Genomic DNA, 21958 nt, shown 5'->3' on the forward strand with positions numbered 1-21958 from the left:
GAGGTGATTTATGTTTCTTAGCGTCATTACTGTCGCTTTTCGTAATTACGAAGGGGTGGTAAAAACCTGGCGCTCGCTGCGCAACCTGGCGCGCGATCCAAGCCTCACCTTTGAGTGGATTGTGGTCGACGGCGGCTCGAACGATGGCACGGCGGAGTTTCTGGAAAAACTCAACGGTGAGTTCAACTTACGCTACATCAGCGAGAAAGATAAAGGCATCTACGATGCAATGAATAAAGGCATCAACATGGCACAAGGCCGTTATGCCATCTTCCTGAATTCGGGTGACATTTTCCATGATGACGTGGCGCTGTTTGCCCGTCAACTGGCGCGTCAGAAAGAGGATGCCATGTATATTGGCGATGCGCTGCTCGATTTTGGCGACGGACATAAAGTGTGCCGCAGCGCGAAGCCTGGCTGGTATATCTATCACAGTTTACCGGCCAGCCATCAGGCCATTTTCTTCCCGGTAAAAGGTCTGAAAAAACAGCCTTACGATTTGCAGTATAAAGTGTCTTCGGATTATGCACTGGCTGCCAGCCTGTATAAATCAGGTTACCCGTTCCGTCGAATTAAAGGGCTGGTATCTGAATTCTCAATGGGCGGCGTGTCAACGTCTAATAATCTGGAATTGTGCCAGGATGCCAAAAAAGTACAGCGTAAAATATTACGCGTGCCGGCATTCTGGGCGGAATTGTCTTATTTATTACGCGTGCGCACCACGGGTAAAACGAAAGCCTTATATAACAAAGCCTGAATATAAGGAAAAGTAATGCAGGATCTGAAAGGTTTCTCCGTACCGAAAGGTTTTCGGGGCGCGGGCGGTATTAAAGTGCAGCTGTGGTGGGCCGTTCAGGCCACCTTATTTGCCTGGTCACCGCAAATACTGTACCGCTGGCGAGCATTTTTATTGCGCCTGTTTGGCGCAAAAATAGGAAAAAACGTAGTCATCCGACCTTCGGTAAAAATTACCTATCCGTGGAAATTAACGCTTGGGGATTACGCCTGGGTAGGGGATGACGCGGTGTTATATACCCTGGGCGAGATTACGATTGGCGCAAATTCGGTGGTTTCACAGAAATGTTATTTGTGCACCGGCAGCCACGATTTTATGAGTCAGCATTTTGATATTACCGCTTCGCCTATTGTGATTGGCGAAAAATGCTGGCTGGCAACGGATGTTTTTGTTGCACCGGGTGTTTCTGTTGGCGATGGCACGGTAGTCGGTGCCCGCAGCAGCGTTTTTAAATCGCTACCGGCAAATAAAGTTTGCCGTGGCAACCCCGCAGTGGTGATACGCGAACGCGTTGAAACTGATTAAATTCATAAGTAGAGGAATATAAACATGTCTAAAGTCGCTCTCATCACCGGCGTTACCGGGCAGGATGGTTCTTACCTGGCAGAGTTTCTGCTGGAAAAAGGTTATGAAGTGCACGGTATTAAACGTCGTGCGTCTTCTTTCAACACCGAACGTGTGGATCATATCTATCAGGATCCTCACGCGGCGAACCCGAAATTCCACCTGCACTACGGCGACCTGACCGATACCTCCAACCTGACCCGTATCCTGCAGGAAGTGCAGCCGGATGAAGTGTACAACCTGGGCGCGATGAGCCACGTAGCGGTCTCCTTCGAGTCTCCGGAATACACCGCTGACGTTGATGCCATGGGTACGCTGCGTCTGCTGGAAGCGATCCGCTTCCTCGGCCTTGAGAAGAAAACTCGCTTCTACCAGGCATCCACCTCTGAGCTGTACGGTCTGGTGCAGGAAATCCCACAGAAAGAGACCACACCGTTCTACCCACGCTCTCCGTATGCGGTAGCAAAACTGTACGCCTACTGGATCACCGTGAACTACCGTGAATCCTACGGTATGTACGCCTGTAACGGCATCCTGTTCAACCACGAATCTCCACGTCGTGGCGAAACCTTCGTGACCCGCAAAATCACCCGCGCTATCGCCAACATCGCGCAGGGTCTGGAGTCTTGCCTGCACCTCGGCAACATGGATTCCCTGCGTGACTGGGGCCATGCCAAAGACTACGTGAAAATGCAGTGGATGATGCTGCAGCAGGAACAGCCAGAAGACTTCGTAATTGCGACCGGCGTGCAATACTCCGTACGTCAGTTCGTTGAAATGGCCGCGGCACAGCTGGGCATCAAACTGCGCTTTGAAGGTACCGGCGTGGAAGAGAAAGGTATCGTTGTGTCCGTGACCGGCCACGATGCACCGGGCGTGAAGCCAGGCGACGTGATTGTGCAGGTTGACCCGCGCTACTTCCGTCCTGCTGAAGTAGAAACCCTGCTGGGTGACCCAACCAAAGCGCACGAGAAGCTGGGCTGGAAACCAGAAATCACTCTGCAGGAGATGGTTTCCGAGATGGTTGCCAAAGATCTTGAAGCAGCGAAAAAACACTCCCTGCTCAAGTCTCATGGCTACGAGGTTGCCATCGCGCTGGAGTCCTGAGAATGACAAAACAACGTATTTTTGTCGCCGGTCATCGCGGAATGGTGGGTTCCGCGATTGTGCGCCAGCTCGAGCAGCGCGGTGACGTAGAAGTGATTGTCCGCACCCGCGACGAGCTGAACCTGCTCGACAGCCGTGCGGTACAGGACTTCTTTGCTAACGAACGCATTGACCAGGTGTATCTGGCGGCGGCGAAAGTGGGCGGCATTGTTGCCAACAACACTTACCCGGCGGATTTCATCTACGAGAACATGATGATCGAGAGCAACATCATTCACGCGGCGCATTTGCACAACGTGAACAAGCTGCTGTTCCTCGGCTCGTCCTGTATCTACCCGAAAATGGCGAAGCAGCCGATCGCCGAAAGCGAGCTGCTGCAGGGCACGCTTGAAGCAACCAACGAGCCGTACGCGATTGCCAAGATTGCCGGGATCAAGCTGTGCGAGTCCTACAACCGTCAGTACAACCGCGACTATCGTTCGGTGATGCCGACCAACCTGTACGGACCGCACGACAATTTCCACCCGAGCAACTCGCACGTGATCCCGGCGCTGCTGCGCCGCTTCCACGAGGCGACCGCCGAGAACGCACCGGACGTGGTGGTGTGGGGCAGCGGTACGCCGATGCGTGAATTCCTGCACGTGGACGACATGGCTGCCGCCAGCATTCACGTGATGGAGCTGGATCGCGAGGTGTGGCAGGAGAATACCGAGCCGATGCTGTCGCATATCAACGTCGGTACCGGTGTGGACTGCACCATTCGCGAGCTGGCGCAAACCATCGCGCAGGTAGTGGGTTACAAAGGTCGCGTGGTGTTTGACGCCACAAAACCGGACGGTACGCCGCGCAAGCTGCTGGACGTGACCCGTCTGCATCAGCTGGGCTGGTATCACGAGGTGTCACTGGAGCAGGGACTGGCCAGTACCTACCAGTGGTTCCTGGAAAACCAGCACCGCTTCCGGGGGTAACGATGTTTTTAAGTCAGGAAGATTTTGCCACGGTAGTGCGTTCCACTCCGCTCATCTCAATTGATTTGATTGTGGAGAACGAACGCGGCGAGTTCTTGCTGGGGAAACGAACCAACCGTCCTGCACAGGGCTTCTGGTTCGTGCCCGGCGGGCGCGTGCAGAAGGATGAGACGTTGAGCGATGCGTTTAAGCGTCTCACTCTGGCGGAACTGGGCCTGCAGCTGCCGATGGCGGCGGGCCAGTTTTACGGGGTCTGGCAGCACTTCTATGACGATAACTTTTCAGGCACCGGGTTCACCACGCACTACATCGTGCTGGGATTCCGCCTGAAGGTGAGTGAGGCAGACCTGCGTCTGCCTGATTCTCAGCATGACGACTACCGCTGGCAGACGCCAGAGGCGCTGCTGGCCAGCGACAATGTGCACGACAACAGCCGTGCCTATTTCCTGGCCGATCGTCAGTCCGGAGTGCCGGGCTTATGAAAATTTTAGTGTACGGAATCAACTACTCGCCGGAGCTAACCGGCATCGGGAAGTACACGGGCGAGATGGTCGAGTGGATGGCGAGCCAGGGACATGACGTGCGGGTCATTACCGCGCCGCCGTACTACCCGGAATGGAAAGTCGGGGAGCGCTACTCAAGTTGGCGCTACCGTCGCGAAGAGGGTGCAGCGACCGTCTGGCGCTGCCCGCTGTATGTGCCTAAGCAGCCCTCGACGCTGAAACGGTTGATTCATCTCGGCAGCTTTGCCCTGAGCAGTTTCTTCCCGCTGATGGCACAGCGTCGCTGGAAGCCGGATCGCATCATCGGCGTGGTGCCAACGCTGTTTTGCACGCCGGGCATGCGCCTGCTGGGCAAACTCTCCGGCGCGCGCACCCTGCTGCACATTCAGGATTATGAAGTTGACGCCATGCTGGGCCTGGGGATGGCAGGCAAAGGCAAAGGCGGCAAGGTGGCTAAGCTCGCCAGCGCGTTTGAGCGCAGTGGTTTACACAACGTGGATTACGTCTCAACGATTTCGCGCTCGATGATGAACAAGGCGCAGGAGAAGGGCGTCCCGGCGGAGAAGGTGATCTTCTTCCCGAACTGGTCCGAAGTGGCGCGTTTTCGCGACGTGACTGAGCAAGACGCTCAGGCGCTGCGCGCGCAGCTTGGTTTGCCTGAAGATCAAAAAATCATTCTTTACTCAGGCAACATCGGCGAAAAGCAGGGGCTGGAGAGCGTGATTGAAGCAGCCCAACTGCTGAACCAACATCCGTGGACGTTTGTGATTGTCGGGCAGGGTGGTGGAAAAGCGCGGCTGGAAAAAATGGTCGGCGAACGCGGCCTGACCAACGTGAAATTTTTCCCGCTTCAGTCTTACGAGGCACTGCCTGCGCTGCTGAAGATGGGCGACTGCCATCTGGTGGTGCAAAAACGCGGTGCCGCGGATGCGGTGCTGCCGTCCAAGCTGACCAACATTCTGGCAGTGGGCGGCAACGCGGTGATTACGGCAGAAGCCGAAACAGAATTAGGCCAGCTGTGTGACAGCTATCCGGGCATTGCCGTGTGCGTGGAGCCGGAATCGGTCCCGGCGCTGGTAACCGGCATTGAACAGGCACTTGCCATGCCAAAAATGAACACGGTGGCACGTGAATATGCCGAACGCACGCTCGAGAAAGAGAACGTGCTGAGCCAATTTATTGCAGATATACGGGGATAAATCATGAGTCAAACCACTTTGTATCCGGTTGTGATGGCTGGTGGCTCTGGTAGCCGGTTGTGGCCGCTGTCCCGCGTGCTCTATCCAAAACAGTTCCTCTGTCTGAAAGGGGATCTCACCATGCTGCAGACGACGGTAAACCGTCTGCACGGCGTGGAGTGTGAAAGCCCGGTGGTGATTTGTAACGAACAGCACCGCTTTATTGTTGCCGAGCAGCTGCGCCAGCTGAACAAACTTACTGAAAACATCATCCTGGAGCCTGCCGGTCGTAACACCGCGCCTGCGATCGCCCTGGCGGCGCTGGCGGCAAAACGCAGCAGCCCGGACTGTGACCCGCTGATGCTGGTTCTGGCGGCAGACCACGTTATCCAGCAGGAAGACGCATTCCGCGACGCGGTGCGTGCGGCTATTCCTTACGCCGAAAGCGGCAAGCTGGTGACCTTCGGCATAGTGCCGGATCTGCCGGAAACCGGCTACGGCTACATCCGTCGCGGCAGCGTGGCGCCGGGTGAAGGCGACAGCGTGGCGTTTGACGTGGCGCAGTTTGTCGAAAAACCGAATCTTGAAACTGCGCAGGCCTACGTTGCCAGCGGTGAGTATTACTGGAACAGCGGGATGTTCCTGTTCCGCGCCGGACGCTATCTGGAAGAACTGCGCAAATACCGCCCGGATATTCTGAACGCCTGCGAGAAAGCGATGGCGGTGGTGGACCCGGATCTCGACTTCATTCGCGTGGATGAAGAGGCGTTCCTCGCCTGCCCGGAAGAGTCCATTGACTACGCGGTGATGGAGCGCACGGCAGATGCCGTTGTGGTGCCGATGGATGCGGGCTGGAGCGATGTGGGCTCCTGGTCCTCCCTGTGGGAGATCAGCGCCCATACCCCGGAGGGTAACGTCCATCATGGCGATGTCATTAGCCACAAAACGGAAAACAGCTACGTCTACGCCGAGTCCGGCCTGGTCACCACGGTCGGGGTGAAAGATCTGGTGGTTGTCCAGACTAAAGACGCCGTGCTGATTGCCGACCGTAACGCCGTGCAGGACGTTAAAAAAGTGGTGGAGAAGATCAAGGCGGATGGTCGCCACGAGCACCATATTCACCGCGAAGTGTACCGTCCGTGGGGAAAATATGACTCCATTGACTCCGGTGACCGCTATCAGGTGAAACGCATCACCGTGAAGCCGGGCGAGGGGCTGTCGGTACAGATGCACCATCACCGCGCCGAGCACTGGGTGGTGGTGGCGGGTACCGCCAAAGTCACTATCGACGGTGAAGTCAAACTGCTGGGTGAAAACGAGTCCATTTATATTCCGCTGGGGGCGACGCACTGTCTGGAGAACCCGGGGAAAATTCCTCTCGACTTAATTGAGGTGCGTTCCGGCTCGTATCTGGAAGAGGACGATATCGTGCGCTTCCGGGACCGCTACGGGCGGGTGTAGCACTCTGCATTATGCCCGGTGGCGCTGCGCTTACCGGGCCTACGAATGACAAAAAAATTAATTTGGCCATTTAGTGGTCAGGGCCGACTGTTGCCTGAAAAAGGGGTCATCATGGAAAAATTAACCTGTTTTAAAGCCTACGATATTCGCGGCAAGCTGGGCGAAGAGCTGAATGAAGACATTGCGTGGCGCATTGGCCGCGCGTACGGCGAATACTTAAAACCGCAGACCATCGTGCTGGGCGGCGACGTGCGTCTGACCAGCGAATCCCTGAAGCTGGCCCTGGCGAAAGGGCTGCAGGACGCGGGCGTGGACGTGCTGGACATCGGTCTTTCCGGCACCGAAGAGATTTACTTTGCCACCTTCCACCTGGGCGTGGACGGCGGTATCGAAGTAACGGCCAGCCACAACCCGATGGACTACAACGGCATGAAGCTGGTGCGCAAGGGCGCACGCCCTATCAGCGGCGACACCGGCCTGCGCGACGTGCAGCGTCTGGCGGAAGCCAATGACTTCCCGCCGGTGAACGAGGCGAAGCGCGGCAGCTACAAAAAAATCAACCTGCAAAAAGAGTACATCGACCACCTGCTGGGCTACATCAACGTGGCGAACCTCAAGCCGCTGAAGCTGGTGATCAACTCCGGTAACGGCGCAGCTGGCCCGGTGGTGGATGCGCTGGAAGCGCGCTTTAAGGCACTGAACGTGCCGGTGACCTTCGTCAAAGTGCATAACACCCCGGACGGCAACTTCCCGAACGGTATTCCTAACCCGCTGCTGCCGGAGTGCCGCGACGACACCCGTAACGCGGTGATTGAGCACGGTGCGGACATGGGTATCGCCTTTGACGGTGACTTCGACCGCTGCTTCCTGTTCGACGAGAAAGGGCAGTTCATCGAGGGCTACTACATTGTCGGCCTGCTGGCGGAAGCGTTCCTCGAGAAAAACCCGGGCGCGAAAATCATTCATGACCCGCGCCTGTCATGGAATACCGTCGACGTGGTGTCCGCGGCAGGCGGCACGCCGGTGATGTCCAAAACCGGCCACGCCTTCATCAAAGAGCGCATGCGCGAAGAAGACGCCATCTACGGCGGCGAGATGAGCGCCCACCACTACTTCCGTGATTTTGCCTACTGCGACAGCGGGATGATCCCGTGGCTGCTGGTCACCGAGCTGCTGTGCCTGAAGGGGCAGACGCTGGGCGAGCTGGTGCGCGACCGCATGGCGGCGTTCCCGGCGAGCGGGGAGATCAACAGCAAGCTGGCGCAGCCGGCCGAGGCCATTGCCCGCGTGGAGCAGCACTTTGCGCTTCACGCGCTGGAAATTGACCGTACGGACGGCATCAGCATGGCGTTCCCGCAGTGGCGCTTTAACCTGCGCTCGTCCAACACCGAGCCGGTGGTGCGCCTGAACGTGGAGTCCCGTGCTGATACGGCGCTGATGGAAGCCCGAACGAAGGACATTCTGGCGCTGTTGAATCAGTAATAATTGCCCCTCCCGGTGGGAGGGGGAACCGAATACAGGAACAACGATGACGAATCTAAAAAAACGCGAACGAGCGAGAACGAATGCATCGTTAATCTCTATGGTGCAGCGTTTTTCTGATATCACCATCATGGTCGGTGGATTGTGGGCGGTGTGTCGGATCAGCGAGCTGCCGTTCTTATATATGCATCTGCTGATGGCCCTGATTGCGCTGGTCGTGTTTCAAATGATCGGCGGAATGACCGATTTCTACCGCTCGTGGCGCGGCGTCAAAATGACCACCGAACTGATGCTGCTGCTGCAGAACTGGACCTTGAGCCTGATCTTCAGCGCAGGCCTGGTGGCATTCAGCCATGATTTTGACAATCGCCTCGTCACCTATCTCTGCTGGTATCTGTTAACCAGCGTCGGCATGGTGGTGTGCCGTTCCCTGATCCGCTTTGGTGCGGGCTGGCTGCGTAACCGGGGTTATAACCGTCGCTTCGTTGCCGTGGCGGGCGATCTGCCGGTCGGGAAGGTGCTGCTCGACAGCTTCCGCAAAGAGCCGTGGTTAGGGTTGGAAGTGGTGGGGATCTATCACGACGCGAAGCCGGGCGGAGTGCCTGCGGACTGGGCGGGTAATTACGACCAGCTTATTGAAGACGCGAAAGCCGGCAAAATTCACAACGTCTACATTGCCATGCAGATGAGAGACGAATCCCGCATTAAGCAACTGATGCGCGAGCTGGCGGACACCACCTGCTCCGTGATCCTGATCCCGGACGTGTTTACCTTCAACATCCTTCACTCCCGTATTGAAGAGGTGAACGGCGTGCCGGTGGTACCGCTATACGACACGCCGCTGTCGGGTATTAACCGCGTGCTGAAGCGCGTGGAAGATATCGTGCTCTCTTCACTGATCCTGCTGCTGATTTCGCCTGTTTTGTGCTGCATTGCCCTGGCGGTGAAGCTGAGCTCTCCCGGCCCGGTTATCTTCCGCCAGACCCGCTACGGTATGGACGGCAAGCCGATTATGGTGTGGAAATTCCGCTCCATGAAGGTGATGGAAAACGACAAGGTGGTGACCCAGGCAACGCAGAACGATCCGCGCGTGACCCGCGTGGGGAACTTCCTGCGCCGCACCTCGCTGGATGAACTGCCGCAGTTTATCAACGTCTTTACCGGCGGCATGTCGATTGTTGGCCCGCGTCCGCACGCGGTGGCGCACAACGAGCAGTATCGCTCGCTGATTGAGGGCTACATGCTGCGCCATAAGGTGAAGCCGGGCATCACCGGTTGGGCGCAGATCAACGGCTGGCGCGGCGAAACCGACACGCTGGAAAAAATGGAAAAACGTATCGAATTCGATCTGGAGTACATCCGCGAATGGAGTATCTGGTTCGATATCAAGATCGTTTTTCTGACCATCTTCAAAGGTTTCGTGAACAAAGCGGCGTACTAAGATGAGCTTACGTGAAAAAACCATCAGCGGGGCGAAGTGGTCAGCGATGGCGACCATCGTCATCATTGGCCTCGGTCTGGTGCAGATGACCGTGCTGGCGCGCATTATTGATAATCACCAGTTCGGCCTGCTGACCGTCTCGCTGGTGATTATCGCGCTGGCCGATACGCTGTCTGATTTTGGTATCGCCAACTCGATTATCCAGCGCAAAGAGATTAGCCATCTGGAGCTGACCACGCTCTACTGGCTGAACGTGGGGCTGGGGATTTTCGTGTTTGTGCTGGTGTTTCTACTGAGCGATACCATCGCCAGCGTGCTGCACAACCCGGATCTCGCTCCGCTGATGCGCACGCTGTCTTTTGCTTTCGTGGTGATCCCGCACGGACAGCAGTTCCGCGCGCTGATGCAGAAAGAGCTGGAGTTCAACAAGATCGGCATGATTGAGACCAGCGCCGTTCTGGCGGGCTTTACCTTCACCGTGGTGAGTGCCCATTTCTGGCCGCTGGCGATGACCGCTATCCTTGGTTATCTGGTGAACTCGGCCGTGCGTACGCTGCTGTTCGGCTACTTTGGACGTAAAATTTACCGTCCGGGACTGCATTTCTCGCTGGCGTCCGTCTCGTCCAACTTGCGCTTTGGCGCATGGCTGACGGCGGACAGCATTATCAACTACGTGAACACCAACCTCTCGACGCTGGTGCTGGCGCGTATTCTTGGCGCAAGCGTGGCGGGGGGCTACAACCTGGCTTACAACGTCGCGGTGGTGCCGCCGATGAAGCTGAACCCGATTATCACCCGCGTCCTGTTCCCGGCGTTTGCCAAGATCCAGGACGACACCGAGAAGCTGCGCGTCAACTTCTACAAGCTGCTTTCCGTGGTGGGGATTATTAACTTCCCGGTGCTGCTGGGGCTGATGGTGGTTTCCAGCAACTTCGTGCCGCTGGTGTTTGGTGAAAAGTGGAACGGCATCATTCCGATCCTGCAGCTGCTGTGCGTAGTAGGGCTGCTGCGCTCCGTGGGGAATCCGATTGGGTCCCTGCTGATGGCAAAAGCGCGCGTGGACATCAGCTTTAAGTTCAACGTGTTCAAAACCTTCCTGTTTATTCCGGCGATTATCGTCGGCGGGCATATGGCGGGCGCCATCGGCGTGACGCTGGGCTTCCTGCTGGTGCAGATCGTCAATACCGTTCTGAGTTACTTCATCATGATCAAGCCGGTGCTGGGTTCCAGCTACCGTCAGTACATCCTGAGCCTGTGGCTGCCGTTCTATCTCTCATTGCCAACCCTGGCGGTGAGCTACGGCCTGGGCATTATCCTCAGCGGCCATCTGCCGCTGGCCGCGCTGTTGGCGGTGCAGGTTGCCGCGGGGGCGCTGGCCTTCGTCGTGATGATCGTACTTTCTCGCAATGCGCTGGTCGTTGAGATGAAGCGCCAATTTTGCCGTAACGAAAAAATGAAAACGCTGCTTCGCGCAGGCTAGTTATTTAAGAGGCCATTATGAAATTATTAATTCTTGGCAACCACACCTGCGGCAACCGTGGCGACAGCGCCATCCTGCGCGGTTTACTGGATGCAATTAACACCCTTAAGCCTGAGACCGAAGTGGACGTGATGAGCCGTTATCCGGTCAGCTCATCCTGGTTACTGAACCGCCCGGTGATGGGCGACCCGCTCTACAGCCAGATGAAACAGCATAACAACGCCGCGGGCGTGATGGGCCGCGTGAAGAAAGTGCTGCGTCGTCGCTATCAGCATCAGGTGCTGCTTTCCCGTGTGACCGATACCGGCAAGCTGCGCAACATCGCGATCGCGCAGGGCTTTACCGACTTTGTTCGCCTGCTGTCCGGCTATGACGCCATTATCCAGGTCGGCGGTTCGTTCTTTGTCGATCTTTACGGCGTGCCGCAGTTTGAGCATGCGCTGTGCACGTTCATGGCGAAAAAGCCGCTGTTTATGATCGGCCACAGCGTGGGGCCTTTCCAGGATCCGCAGTTTAACCAGCTGGCGAACTATGTGTTTGGCCACTGCGATGCGCTGATCCTGCGCGAGTCGGTCAGCCTCGACATGATGAAGCGCAGCGAAATTGACACCTCAAAAGTTGAGCACGGCGTGGATACCGCCTGGCTGGTGGATCATCAGGACGACAGCTTCCAGGCGAGCTACGCGGTGCAGCACTGGCTCGACGTGGCGGCGAAACAGAAAACCGTCGCAATAACCCTGCGTGAGCTGGCGCCCTTTGATAAACGTTTAGGCACGACGCAGGCGGCGTATGAGAAAGCCTTCGCCGACGTGGTGAACCGCGTGCTGGACAGCGGTTACCAGGTGCTGGCGCTCTCAACCTGCACCGGTATCGACAGTTACAACAAAGACGACCGTATGGTGGCGCTGAACCTGCGTAATCTTGTGAACGATCCGTCCCGCTATCACGTGGTGATGGATGAACTGAACGACCTGGAGATGGGCAAGCTGCTCTCCGCCTGCGACCTGACGGTGGGCACCCGTCTGCACTCCGCCATTATCTCCATGAACTTCGGCACGCCGGCCATTGCCATTAACTATGAGCACAAGTCCGCCGGGATTATGCAGCAGCTCGGTATGCCGGAAATGGCGGTGGATATTCGTCATCTGCTGGACGGATCGCTCGGGGCGATGGTGGGGGACACGCTCGGCCAACTGCCTGCTATCAATGAACGTCTGGCGGTGGCGGTGAAAGCCGAGCGCGAGAAGGGCATTGGGATGGTGAAATCGGTACTCGATCGCGTACGGGAGGGGAAATGAAGGTTGGTTTCTTCTTACTGAAATTTCCGCTGTCGTCCGAAACGTTTGTTCTGAACCAAATCACCGCGTTTATCGATATGGGATATGACGTGGAGATTATCGCCCTGCAAAAGGGCGATACCCAAAACACCCATGCGGCGTATACCCAGTATGGGCTGGAGGCGAAAACCCGCTGGCTGCAGGATGAGCCGTCCGGGAAGCTGAGCAAGCTGCGCCGCCGGGCCAGCCAGACCTTACGCGGGATCCACCGCGCGTCGACGTGGCGGGCGCTGAATGTTTCCCGCTATGGGGCGGAGTCACGCAATCTGATCCTGTCGGCCATCTGCGGGCAAACGGCGCAGCCGTATCGTGCCGACGTGTTTATCGCCCACTTTGGCCCGGCGGGCGTCACCGCTGCGAAGCTGCGCGAACTGGGGGTGATTGACGGTAAAATTGCGACCATCTTCCACGGTATCGACATCTCCAGCCGTGAAGTGCTTAACCACTACACCCCGGAGTATCAGCAGCTTTTCCGACGCGGCGACATGATGCTGCCGATCAGCGACCTGTGGGCCGGACGGCTGAAAAACATGGGCTGTCCGGGAGAGAAAATTGCCGTTTCGCGTATGGGCGTGGATTTAACGCGCTTCACGCGTCGTCCTGTAAAGGTGCCGGGAACACCGCTGCAGATCATCTCCGTCGCGCGTCTGACCGAGAAGAAAGGGCTGCATGTGGCGATTGAAGCCTGCCGCCAGCTGAAAGCGCGCGGGGTGGATTTCCACTACCGCATTCTCGGGATTGGGCCGTGGGAGCGTCGTATGCGCACGCTTATCGAACAGTATCAGCTGGAAGATGTCGTAGAGATGCCCGGCTTCAAGCCGAGCCACGAGGTCAAGGCCATGCTCGATGAGGCGGATGTGTTCCTGCTGCCCTCAGTGACGGGCGCCGATGGTGATATGGAAGGCATTCCGGTGGCGTTGATGGAGGCGATGGCCGTGGGTATACCGGTGGTATCGACCCTGCACAGCGGGATCCCGGAGCTAATTAAGTCGGACCATTCCGGTTGGCTGGTGCCGGAGAATAACGCCATGGCGCTCGCCGATCGATTAGCTGCCTTCAGCGACATCGACCAGCAGGCGCTGGAGCCAGTGCTCCAGAATGCCCGACAAAAAGTTGAAACTGATTTTAACCAGCAGGTGATTAATCGCCAGTTAGCGAGCCTGCTGCAAACGTTGTAACGCCGAGGATGTATGCTGAAAAAGATTACCCGACGCACCTTTGTCTCTTCTCTGTCCGTTCTGGCAGCCACGCCGCTTCTGTCGTCACGCATTGCGCGAGCGACTGCTGGAAAAACGGTCTCTGTTAATCAGTACAATAACAACGACTGGATCGCCGCCTTTAAGCAGGCGTTTACTGATGGCGACACGGTTGTGGTCCCTGCCGGGCTCACCTGCGAAAACATCAATACGGGCATTTTCATTCCCGACGGTAAAACGCTGCTGATCCGCGGGGCGTTAACCGGTAACGGGCGCGGCCGCTTTGTTCTGCAGGAAGGCAGCAAAGTGATAGGTGAAGGTGCGGGCCGCACGGAGAACATTACGCTCGACGTTCGTGGCTCTGACTGCGTTATTAAAGGGCTGGCTATGAGCGGGTTTGGCCCGGTGACGCAGATCTACATCGGCGGCAAGAAACCCAGCGTGATGCGCAATTTGCTGATTGATAACATCAGCGTGAGTCAGGCCAACTACGCCATCCTGCGCCAGGGTTTCCATAACCAGGTGGACGGAGCGCGCATCACCAACAGCAAATTTAGTCACCTGCAGGGCGATGCGATCGAGTGGAACGTCGCCATCAACGATCGCAATATCCTGATCTCCGATCATGTCATCGACAACATCAACTGCACCAACGGCAAGATCAACTGGGGCATCGGCATTGGCCTCGCCGGCAGCACCTACGATAATGACTATCCGGAGAAGCAAACCGTCAAGAACTTCGTGGTGGCCAACATTACCGGCAGCAACTGTCGCCAGCTGGTGCACGTGGAAAACGGGAAACACTTTGTTATCCGCAATATTAAGGCCAAAAATATTACTCCCGACTTCAGTAAAAAGGCGGGAATAGACAATGCCACGGTGGCCATTTATGGCTGTGATAATTTCATTATTGATAATGTCGATATGGTGAACAGTGCCGGAATGTTAATTGGCTATGGGGTGATAAAAGGCGATTATTTGTCCATCCCGCAGAACTTCAAGCTCAACAATATTCACCTCGATAACCGCCAGCTTGCCTATAAATTGCGCGGAATACAGATTTCATCCGGTAACGCGACCTCGTTTGTGGCGATAACCAACGTGGATATGCAGCGTGCTACGCTTGAATTACACAACAAGCCGCAACATCTTTTTTTACGCAACATCAATGTGATGCAGGAAGCCGCTGTAGGGCCCGCCCTGAAGATCAACTTCGACCTGCGCAAGGATGTGCGGGGTAAATTTATGGCGAAAGACGAGACGCTGCTGTCGCTGGCGAACATAAAAGCAGTCAATGAGAAGGGGCAGAGCTCGGTGGATATTGACCGGGTCGACCAGCAGGTGGTGAATGTGGAAAGGCTGAACTTTGCGCTTCCGCACAGATAATAGACAATCGTCAGTTTTGAGACTATTCCTGGCATAAAAACGTGATCGAATCAGAGTACAACTACAGAAATTGGTGATGCGAAGGCGTAACATTGCCTCTGGATTACGGCAAATCATGCTGGCGAAAACAGGTTTAAGAGCTATAATTCGTCAACCATTTTAAGGTGGAAGAAATAATGATTAATTTGAAAGCAGTCATTCCGGTAGCAGGCCTGGGCATGCATATGCTGCCAGCCACAAAAGCCATTCCTAAAGAGATGCTGCCGATCGTCGACAAGCCAATGATTCAATACATTGTTGACGAGATTGTTGCTGCAGGGATCAAAGAAATCGTACTGGTTACGCACTCCTCTAAGAATGCGGTAGAAAACCACTTCGACACCTCTTACGAACTCGAAGCGTTGCTGGAGCAGCGCGTCAAACGCCAGCTGCTGGCGGAAGTACAGTCTATTTGTCCGCCTGGCGTGACCATCATGAACGTGCGTCAGGCGCAGCCGCTGGGTCTGGGTCACTCAATTCTGTGTGCTCGTCCGGTTGTGGGTGACAATCCGTTTATCGTTGTTCTTCCGGACATTATTATCGATACCGCTTCTGCCGATCCGCTGCGTTACAACCTGGCGGCAATGGTGGCACGTTTCAATGAAACGGGTCGTAGCCAGGTGCTGGCAAAACGTATGAAGGGCGACCTCTCCGAGTACTCCGTTATTCAGACTAAAGAGCCGCTGGAGACGGAAGGGCAGGTGAGCCGCATCGTTGAGTTCATCGAAAAACCGGATCAGCCACAGACGCTGGACTCGGACCTGATGGCGGTTGGTCGCTATGTTCTGAACGCCGACATCTGGGCGGAACTGGAAAAAACCGAGCCAGGCGCCTGGGACCGTATTCAGTTGACCGACGCGATTGTCGAACTGGCGAAAAAACAGTCTGTTGACGCGATGCTGATGACCGGCGATAGCTATGACTGCGGTAAGAAAATGGGCTATATGCAGGCGTTCGTGAACTATGGGCTGCGCAACCTGAAGGAAGGGGCGAAGTTCAGAAACCGGATTGAGAAATTGCTGGCTAACGACTGATATTTCAGCCTCGATCTGAACAAACGGCAGTCATTATTTTGGTGTGTTGATCTATAACCAAAATGATGGCTGCCGTTTTTTGTTATTAATGTAATGATTACATAGGGTTATCTGATTTAAATCTCGACCGCTTTGTAGCGATTTGTGCTTGTTTCTGAGGTCGTTTAGGACGACAATTAACGCCAGTTTTTTGTCTGTATCCAGACAAGAAAAATCATTTAATCAAATATCGCTCAGTGCACTGGTAGCTGTTAAGCCAGGGGCGGTAGCGTGCTCAATTTCTGAAACCGTCAGTTAATAAGTGCTCAGGTTTCAGAGCGGCAGTATCCAGACATTTCCAACATACGGAACAGATAACGTGAAAATTCTTGTGACGGGCGGGGCCGGCTTTATCGGCTCAGCGGTTGTACGACATATTATTAAAAATACCCAGGACGACGTCGTCAACGTGGACAAGCTGACCTATGCCGGCAACCTTGAGTCGCTTAGTGAAGTCAGCGATAGCGACCGCTATGTTTTTGAGCATGCGGATATTTGTGACAAAGATACCATGGATCGTATTTTCGCAAAGCATAAGCCTGACGCGGTGATGCACCTGGCCGCTGAAAGTCACGTCGATCGCTCTATTACTGGCCCGGCAGCGTTTATCGAAACGAATATTGTCGGCACTTATGTGCTTCTGGAAGCCGCTCGTGCGTACTGGTCAACGTTGGATGAGCAGGCGAAGAAAGCCTTCCGTTTCCATCACATCTCTACCGACGAAGTGTATGGTGATTTACCGCATCCGGATGAGCATCCGGCATCAACTGAGCTGCCACTCTTCACTGAAACTACCGCGTATGCACCAAGCAGCCCGTATTCAGCGTCGAAAGCCTCCAGTGACCATCTCGTGCGTGCCTGGCTGCGTACCTACGGTTTCCCGACCATTGTCACCAACTGTTCAAATAACTACGGCCCGTACCATTTCCCGGAAAAACTGATCCCGCTGGTTATCCTGAATGCGCTGGACGGTAAAGCACTGCCTATTTACGGGAAGGGTGACCAGATTCGTGACTGGTTGTATGTAGAAGATCATGCACGTGCACTCTACACCGTTGTCACTCAAGGGAAACCGGGTGAAACGTACAACATTGGCGGCCATAACGAGAAGCAGAACCTGGACGTAGTGCATACGATTTGCGATCTGCTTGATGAGATTGTGCCTAAAGAGGGGTCTTATCGCGATCAGATTACGTATGTGGCTGACCGTCCGGGGCATGACCGTCGCTATGCGATTGATGCACATAAAATTGGCGTTGAACTGGGCTGGAAGCCTGAGGAGACGTTCGAAAGTGGAATTCGGAAGACGGTGGAATGGTATCTGAGCAATCAGAACTGGGTTAACAACGTGAAAAGCGGTGCTTATAAAAGTTGGATCGAACAGAACTACGGGGAACGTTCATAATGAATATTCTTCTGTTCGGTAAAACAGGGCAGGTGGGGTGGGAACTCCAGCGTGCGCTTGCTCCATTAGGTAATTTGATTGCGGTAGATGTTCATTCGGAACAGTATTGCGGGGACTTTAGCAATCCGGAAGGGATCGCTGAAACCGTTCGTGCAATTAAACCCGATGTCATTGTCAATGCGGCGGCACATACAGCCGTTGATAAGGCTGAATCTGAGCCGGATTTTGCCAGACTCCTCAACGCAACAAGCGTTGAAGCGATAGCTAAAGAAGCCGCAAAAATAGACGCATGGGTTATTCACTACTCTACCGACTATGTGTTCCCCGGTGATGGTGAAAAGCCATGGCGTGAAACGGATTTGACTGCGCCGCTGAATGTATACGGTGAGACAAAGCTTGAAGGTGAAAAGGCATTACAGGCGCATTGTCCTAAGCATCTTATTTTCCGTACCAGTTGGGTATATGCGGGGAAGGGCAACAATTTCGCTAAAACGATGTTGCGGCTCGCAAAAGAGCGTCAGGAACTCTCCGTAATCAACGATCAATTTGGTGCCCCAACGGGCGCTGAGTTGCTAGCAGACTGTACAGCGCATGCTATTCGTGTCGCAATGATGAAGCCTGAAGTTGCTGGTCTCTACCATCTGGTCGCGTCGAATACGACCACCTGGTATGACTATGCAGCCCTGGTGTTTGATGAGGCCAGAAAAGCGGGTGTTGAGTTGGTTATTGAAAAACTCAATGCTGTTCCAACATCGGCTTACCCGACTCCTGCCCGTCGACCGCATAATTCACGCTTAAACACAGAGAAGTTTCAGGCGAATTTTGGTCTTGTACTGCCTTCCTGGGATATTGGCGTAAAACGGATGCTCACTGAGCTTTTTACGACTCAATCAATTTAATGAGATAAATGCCCTTATATGGGCATTTGGTTTTTATAGAGAAAAATGATGGCTACGCGTAAAGGTATTATTCTGGCCGGTGGTTCTGGCACTCGTCTGTACCCTGTGACCATGGCGGTGAGCAAACAACTACTGCCAATTTATGACAAACCAATGATTTACTACCCGCTGTCAACACTCATGCTGGCAGGGATAAAAGATATTCTTATTATCAGTACTCCACAAGACACACCACGTTTTGAACAATTGCTGGGTGATGGAAGCCAGTGGGGACTGAATCTGCAATATAAAGTACAGCCAAGTCCAGATGGCCTGGCACAGGCATTTATCATCGGTGAAGAGTTTATCGGCGATGACAGCTGCGCTTTGGTGTTGGGTGACAATATCTTCTACGGACATGACCTGCCGAAGCAACTCGAAGCAGCAGTAAATAAAGACGAAGGTGCTACAGTCTTTGCCTATCATGTTAATGATCCTGAGCGCTATGGTGTAGTTGAATTTGATAAGAGCGGCACCGCAATTAGTTTGGAAGAGAAGCCGTTAGAACCGAAGAGCAATTACGCCGTTACAGGGCTGTATTTCTATGATAATGACGTGGTTGAAATGGCAAAAATTCTGAAGCCATCTGCACGTGGTGAGTTAGAAATTACAGATATTAACCGTATTTATCTTGAGCAGGGGCGTCTGTCTGTTGCGATGATGGGGCGTGGGTACGCATGGCTGGATACTGGTACACATCAAAGTTTGATCGAAGCGAGTAATTTCATTGCGACTATTGAGGAACGTCAGGGATTAAAGGTTTCTTGTCCTGAAGAAATTGCGTATCGAAAAGGTTTTATTGACGCTGCACAGCTAAAGAGACTGGCTATACCATTGTCGAAGAATGCTTATGGCAAGTATATGCTTAAATTGGTTGAAGGGATGTGAAATGAACGTAACAATGACTGAAATTCCTGATGTATTAATCCTTGAACCAAAAGTATTTGGTGATAACAGAGGTTTTTTCCTCGAGAGTTTTAACCAGAAAGCCTTTAATGAAATTCTTGGTAGAGAAGTGAACTTTGTACAGGATAATCATTCAAAGTCAGCAAAAAATGTTCTAAGAGGTTTGCATTTTCAATCACAAAATACCCAAGGGAAATTAGTACGCGTGACCGCTGGGGCAGTTTTTGATGTGGCTGTAGATTTACGTAAAACCTCAGAAAATTATGGTCGCTGGGTTGGAGTTGAACTTTCCGCTGATAATAAAAAACAATTGTGGATTCCGCAAGGTTTTGCTCATGGATTTTATGTTTTGGAGGATAATACAGAATTCGTTTACAAGTGTACTGATTATTATAACCCTGCTTTTGAACATTCATTAGCCTGGAATGATGAATCAATTAGGATAAACTGGCCAATACAAGAGGGTATTGAACCTATTATATCTGAGAAAGATAAAAAAGGTCTTTCTCTTAATGAATGTCAGTTATTTTAAAAGTTCATTTACATGAGTTTGATAAGAAACAGTATCTATAATTTGGCTGGTTTTGCGATCCCTACGGTAGTCGCCATTCCAGCTTTGGGACTCTTGGCCAGATTATTAGGACCTGAGGCTTTTGGATTATTCACATTAGTTTTTGCATTAATTGGTTACGCAAGTATTTTTGATGCAGGAATAAGTCGTGCAGTTATACGAGAAATATCACTAAATAGAGAGAATGCTGAAGAACAGAAGAATATTATATCTACCGCGAGCGTGGTTGTTATAATACTAGGTTCAATTGCATTGCTCATAATGGTTCTCTCGGCTACAAAGATTGTTGAGTTACTAAATGTTACTCCGAATCTGATGAGTGAAGCTGTAAAAACATTTATGTTAGTTTCATTTATAATACCTTTCTATTTGTTAAATCAGGTCTGGCTAGGTTATCTCGAAGGATTGGAAAAGTTTGCTAATATCAATATCCAACGAGTAATTTCGAGTACTTGCCTGGCATTATTGCCAGCCTTAATGTGTTTAATCAAGCCGACGCTTATATATGCCGCATACGGATTAATTCTGGGGCGGATAATTTCATTCTTACTTACTGCCTTTATTTGTAAAAAAATCATTTATAGTTCAAGATTTGCATGTAATTTTAAGACCTTAAAAAGGCTTGTCTCCTTTGGCGGATGGATTACCGTTAGTAATATTATCAGCCCGATAATGGCATATTTCGATCGTTTTATTATTTCGCATTTGATGGGGGCATCAAAAATAGCATTTTACACCGCTCCAGCTGAAGGTGTATCACGCTTGATTAATATACCTTATGCATTAGCAAGGGCTCTTTTCCCAAAACTGGCATATTGTTCTGATAAAAAAGAACGAAGATCTCTCCAATTCAGAAGTTATATTATTATAAGTGTAATATGTTTACCTATCGTCATAGTTGGTGTTTTATTCTCGTCGCTGATTATGGGGGTATGGATGGGGGAGGAATATACACATCTGGCTGCTAATGTTTTACAGATACTTTTAGTCGGTTTTTATTTTAATGCGTTAGCTCAAATACCCTATGTTAGCCTTCAGGCTCTTGGCAAAGCAAAAACGACAGCAGCATTGCATTTAATAGAATTAATACCTTACCTTTCATTGTTATCCGTACTGACAGTAAAATTCGGAATAATAGGAACAGCTATTGCCTGGTCGGTGAGGACTTTCTGTGATTTGATACTATTGATTATATTGTCGGGAAGAAAATGAAACAAGTTGACATAGCATTAGCTACTTATAATGGGGAACGATTCATTCGTGAACAGATTGAGTCAATACAAAAACAAAGTTACTCTAACTGGCGACTCTTGATAAGTGATGATGGTTCAACTGACTCTACCATAAGCATTATAAAAGAATTAATGCAAAGTGATAGCCGTATTAACATTGTCAATGATTCCAGGCAGGGAGGGGTCATAAAAAATTTTAATAAGGCTCTGATGCATACTACTGCAGAATATATACTTCTTTGTGACCAGGATGATATATGGCCTTCAGAACGCTTATCAAAACTTGTTAATGAATTATCTTGCATCGAGAGTGAAAAAGTTAATTCGGAAATCATGATATTTACGGATTTATGTCTCATAGATGAAAAAAATAACATCATTTCGGAAAGTTTTTATACGATTAATGAAATTAATCCAGAGAGTAACCTTAAGCAAAGTAAATTATTCTGGAATTCAAGCGTATATGGATGCTCGGTTATTCTGAACCGAAAATTACTTAATGCATCACTACCCATCCCAGAATTTGCTCACATGCATGATCAGTGGTTGGCACTAAATGCAAGTCGAAGCGAAGGCCTTTATTATCTGGAGTACCCTTCAGTTCTTTATCGGCAACATACAGGTAATGTTGTCGGAGGAAGAAAGAAAAGTTGGTTACAAAAAACCAAAAGCTTAAAGAAAAATCTTAAAACAATATCTAAAAACATTGATAATACAATAGCATGTCTTAAGCATGAAGCAAATAAGACCCACGAAGAACACCATATCCATTCTATTGTTTCGTCATTTGCATTCAAAGAGGTTTTACCTTCAGTCTTTTCAGGTAATCGAAAAATTTTCTCTCTATTAATATTTATAGGGTTAATGATAAAAAGATGATATATCTATTATATTT

Annotated in this window: 20 protein-coding genes; all 20 read left to right on the forward strand. The window is 52.2% G+C overall.

All coding sequences use genetic code 11. The features are described from left to right. Window positions 1–10 precede the first annotated feature (10 nt). The 20 genes from wcaE (at window position 11) to AC1VYI_RS09500 (ending at window position 21942) form a co-directional block, all read left to right on the forward strand. Window positions 11–757: a colanic acid biosynthesis glycosyltransferase WcaE gene (gene wcaE, locus AC1VYI_RS09405; RefSeq protein WP_290093374.1), complete on the forward strand. Its 747-nt coding sequence runs from the start codon at window positions 11–13 to the stop codon at window positions 755–757. A gap of 15 nt (window positions 758–772) precedes the next feature. After that, on the forward strand, window positions 773–1321 hold the full coding sequence (gene wcaF, locus AC1VYI_RS09410; protein WP_048224018.1) for a colanic acid biosynthesis acetyltransferase WcaF: 549 nt from the start codon (window positions 773–775) through the stop codon (window positions 1319–1321). A gap of 24 nt (window positions 1322–1345) precedes the next feature. After that, window positions 1346–2467 carry a GDP-mannose 4,6-dehydratase gene (gmd, locus tag AC1VYI_RS09415; protein WP_014884502.1) on the forward strand — a complete coding sequence of 374 codons (1122 nt, stop codon included), beginning with the start codon at window positions 1346–1348 and terminating at the stop codon, window positions 2465–2467. Between the two features lie 2 nt (window positions 2468–2469). Next, complete coding sequence (gene fcl, locus AC1VYI_RS09420; RefSeq protein WP_024908102.1) at window positions 2470–3435, forward strand: GDP-L-fucose synthase; 966 nt, start codon at window positions 2470–2472, stop codon at window positions 3433–3435. 2 nt (window positions 3436–3437) lie between these two features. Beyond that, a complete protein-coding gene (locus AC1VYI_RS09425) occupies window positions 3438–3917 on the forward strand; it encodes a GDP-mannose mannosyl hydrolase (RefSeq protein WP_473721566.1) in 480 nt (159 codons plus the stop codon). After that, entirely contained in the window at window positions 3914–5137 is a 1224-nt protein-coding gene (wcaI, locus tag AC1VYI_RS09430) for a colanic acid biosynthesis fucosyltransferase WcaI (protein ID WP_482879929.1), read from the forward strand. Before AC1VYI_RS09425 ends, wcaI begins: the two co-directional genes overlap by 4 nt. A 3-nt stretch (window positions 5138–5140) precedes the next feature. After that, window positions 5141–6577: a mannose-1-phosphate guanyltransferase gene (cpsB, locus tag AC1VYI_RS09435; protein ID WP_482879935.1), complete on the forward strand. Its 1437-nt coding sequence runs from the start codon at window positions 5141–5143 to the stop codon at window positions 6575–6577. A 111-nt stretch (window positions 6578–6688) separates the two neighbouring features. Further along, window positions 6689–8059 (forward strand): colanic acid biosynthesis phosphomannomutase CpsG, encoded by a 1371-nt coding sequence (gene cpsG, locus AC1VYI_RS09440; RefSeq protein ID WP_148769850.1) that lies wholly within the window; start codon window positions 6689–6691, stop codon window positions 8057–8059. Between the two features lie 46 nt (window positions 8060–8105). Beyond that, a complete protein-coding gene (gene wcaJ, locus AC1VYI_RS09445) occupies window positions 8106–9500 on the forward strand; it encodes an undecaprenyl-phosphate glucose phosphotransferase (protein ID WP_482879944.1) in 1395 nt (464 codons plus the stop codon). A gap of 1 nt (window position 9501) precedes the next feature. Beyond that, window positions 9502–10980, forward strand: coding sequence for a colanic acid undecaprenyl disphosphate flippase WzxC (gene wzxC, locus AC1VYI_RS09450; protein WP_024908096.1), 1479 nt, complete (start codon window positions 9502–9504; stop codon window positions 10978–10980). A 17-nt stretch (window positions 10981–10997) separates the two neighbouring features. After that, a complete protein-coding gene (wcaK, locus tag AC1VYI_RS09455) occupies window positions 10998–12278 on the forward strand; it encodes a colanic acid biosynthesis pyruvyl transferase WcaK (protein WP_024908095.1) in 1281 nt (426 codons plus the stop codon). After that, complete coding sequence (wcaL, locus tag AC1VYI_RS09460; RefSeq protein WP_258755191.1) at window positions 12275–13495, forward strand: colanic acid biosynthesis glycosyltransferase WcaL; 1221 nt, start codon at window positions 12275–12277, stop codon at window positions 13493–13495. Before wcaK ends, wcaL begins: the two co-directional genes overlap by 4 nt. Window positions 13496–13507: 12 nt before the next feature. After that, window positions 13508–14899 (forward strand): colanic acid biosynthesis protein WcaM, encoded by a 1392-nt coding sequence (wcaM, locus tag AC1VYI_RS09465; RefSeq protein ID WP_482879956.1) that lies wholly within the window; start codon window positions 13508–13510, stop codon window positions 14897–14899. A 176-nt stretch (window positions 14900–15075) separates the two neighbouring features. Further along, entirely contained in the window at window positions 15076–15972 is an 897-nt protein-coding gene (galF, locus tag AC1VYI_RS09470) for a GalU regulator GalF (protein ID WP_482879961.1), read from the forward strand. A 358-nt stretch (window positions 15973–16330) separates the two neighbouring features. Then, window positions 16331–17416, forward strand: coding sequence for a dTDP-glucose 4,6-dehydratase (gene rfbB, locus AC1VYI_RS09475; RefSeq protein ID WP_482879966.1), 1086 nt, complete (start codon window positions 16331–16333; stop codon window positions 17414–17416). Continuing rightward, a complete protein-coding gene (rfbD, locus tag AC1VYI_RS09480) occupies window positions 17416–18315 on the forward strand; it encodes a dTDP-4-dehydrorhamnose reductase (RefSeq protein WP_258755194.1) in 900 nt (299 codons plus the stop codon). The genes rfbB and rfbD overlap by 1 nt, the downstream gene beginning before the upstream one ends. A 48-nt stretch (window positions 18316–18363) precedes the next feature. Further along, window positions 18364–19242, forward strand: a complete 879-nt coding sequence (gene rfbA, locus AC1VYI_RS09485; RefSeq protein WP_482883333.1) for a glucose-1-phosphate thymidylyltransferase RfbA — start codon at window positions 18364–18366, stop codon at window positions 19240–19242. 1 nt (window position 19243) lies between these two features. Beyond that, window positions 19244–19792 carry a dTDP-4-dehydrorhamnose 3,5-epimerase gene (gene rfbC / locus AC1VYI_RS09490; protein ID WP_482879975.1) on the forward strand — a complete coding sequence of 183 codons (549 nt, stop codon included), beginning with the start codon at window positions 19244–19246 and terminating at the stop codon, window positions 19790–19792. 12 nt (window positions 19793–19804) lie between these two features. Then, complete coding sequence (locus tag AC1VYI_RS09495) at window positions 19805–21043, forward strand: flippase (RefSeq protein WP_258755196.1); 1239 nt, start codon at window positions 19805–19807, stop codon at window positions 21041–21043. Next, window positions 21040–21942: a glycosyltransferase family 2 protein gene (locus AC1VYI_RS09500; protein WP_258755197.1), complete on the forward strand. Its 903-nt coding sequence runs from the start codon at window positions 21040–21042 to the stop codon at window positions 21940–21942. The genes AC1VYI_RS09495 and AC1VYI_RS09500 overlap by 4 nt, the downstream gene beginning before the upstream one ends. The last annotated feature ends 16 nt before the right edge of the window (window positions 21943–21958 follow it).

This window comes from Enterobacter sp. QK-SA4 (assembly GCF_056856775.1).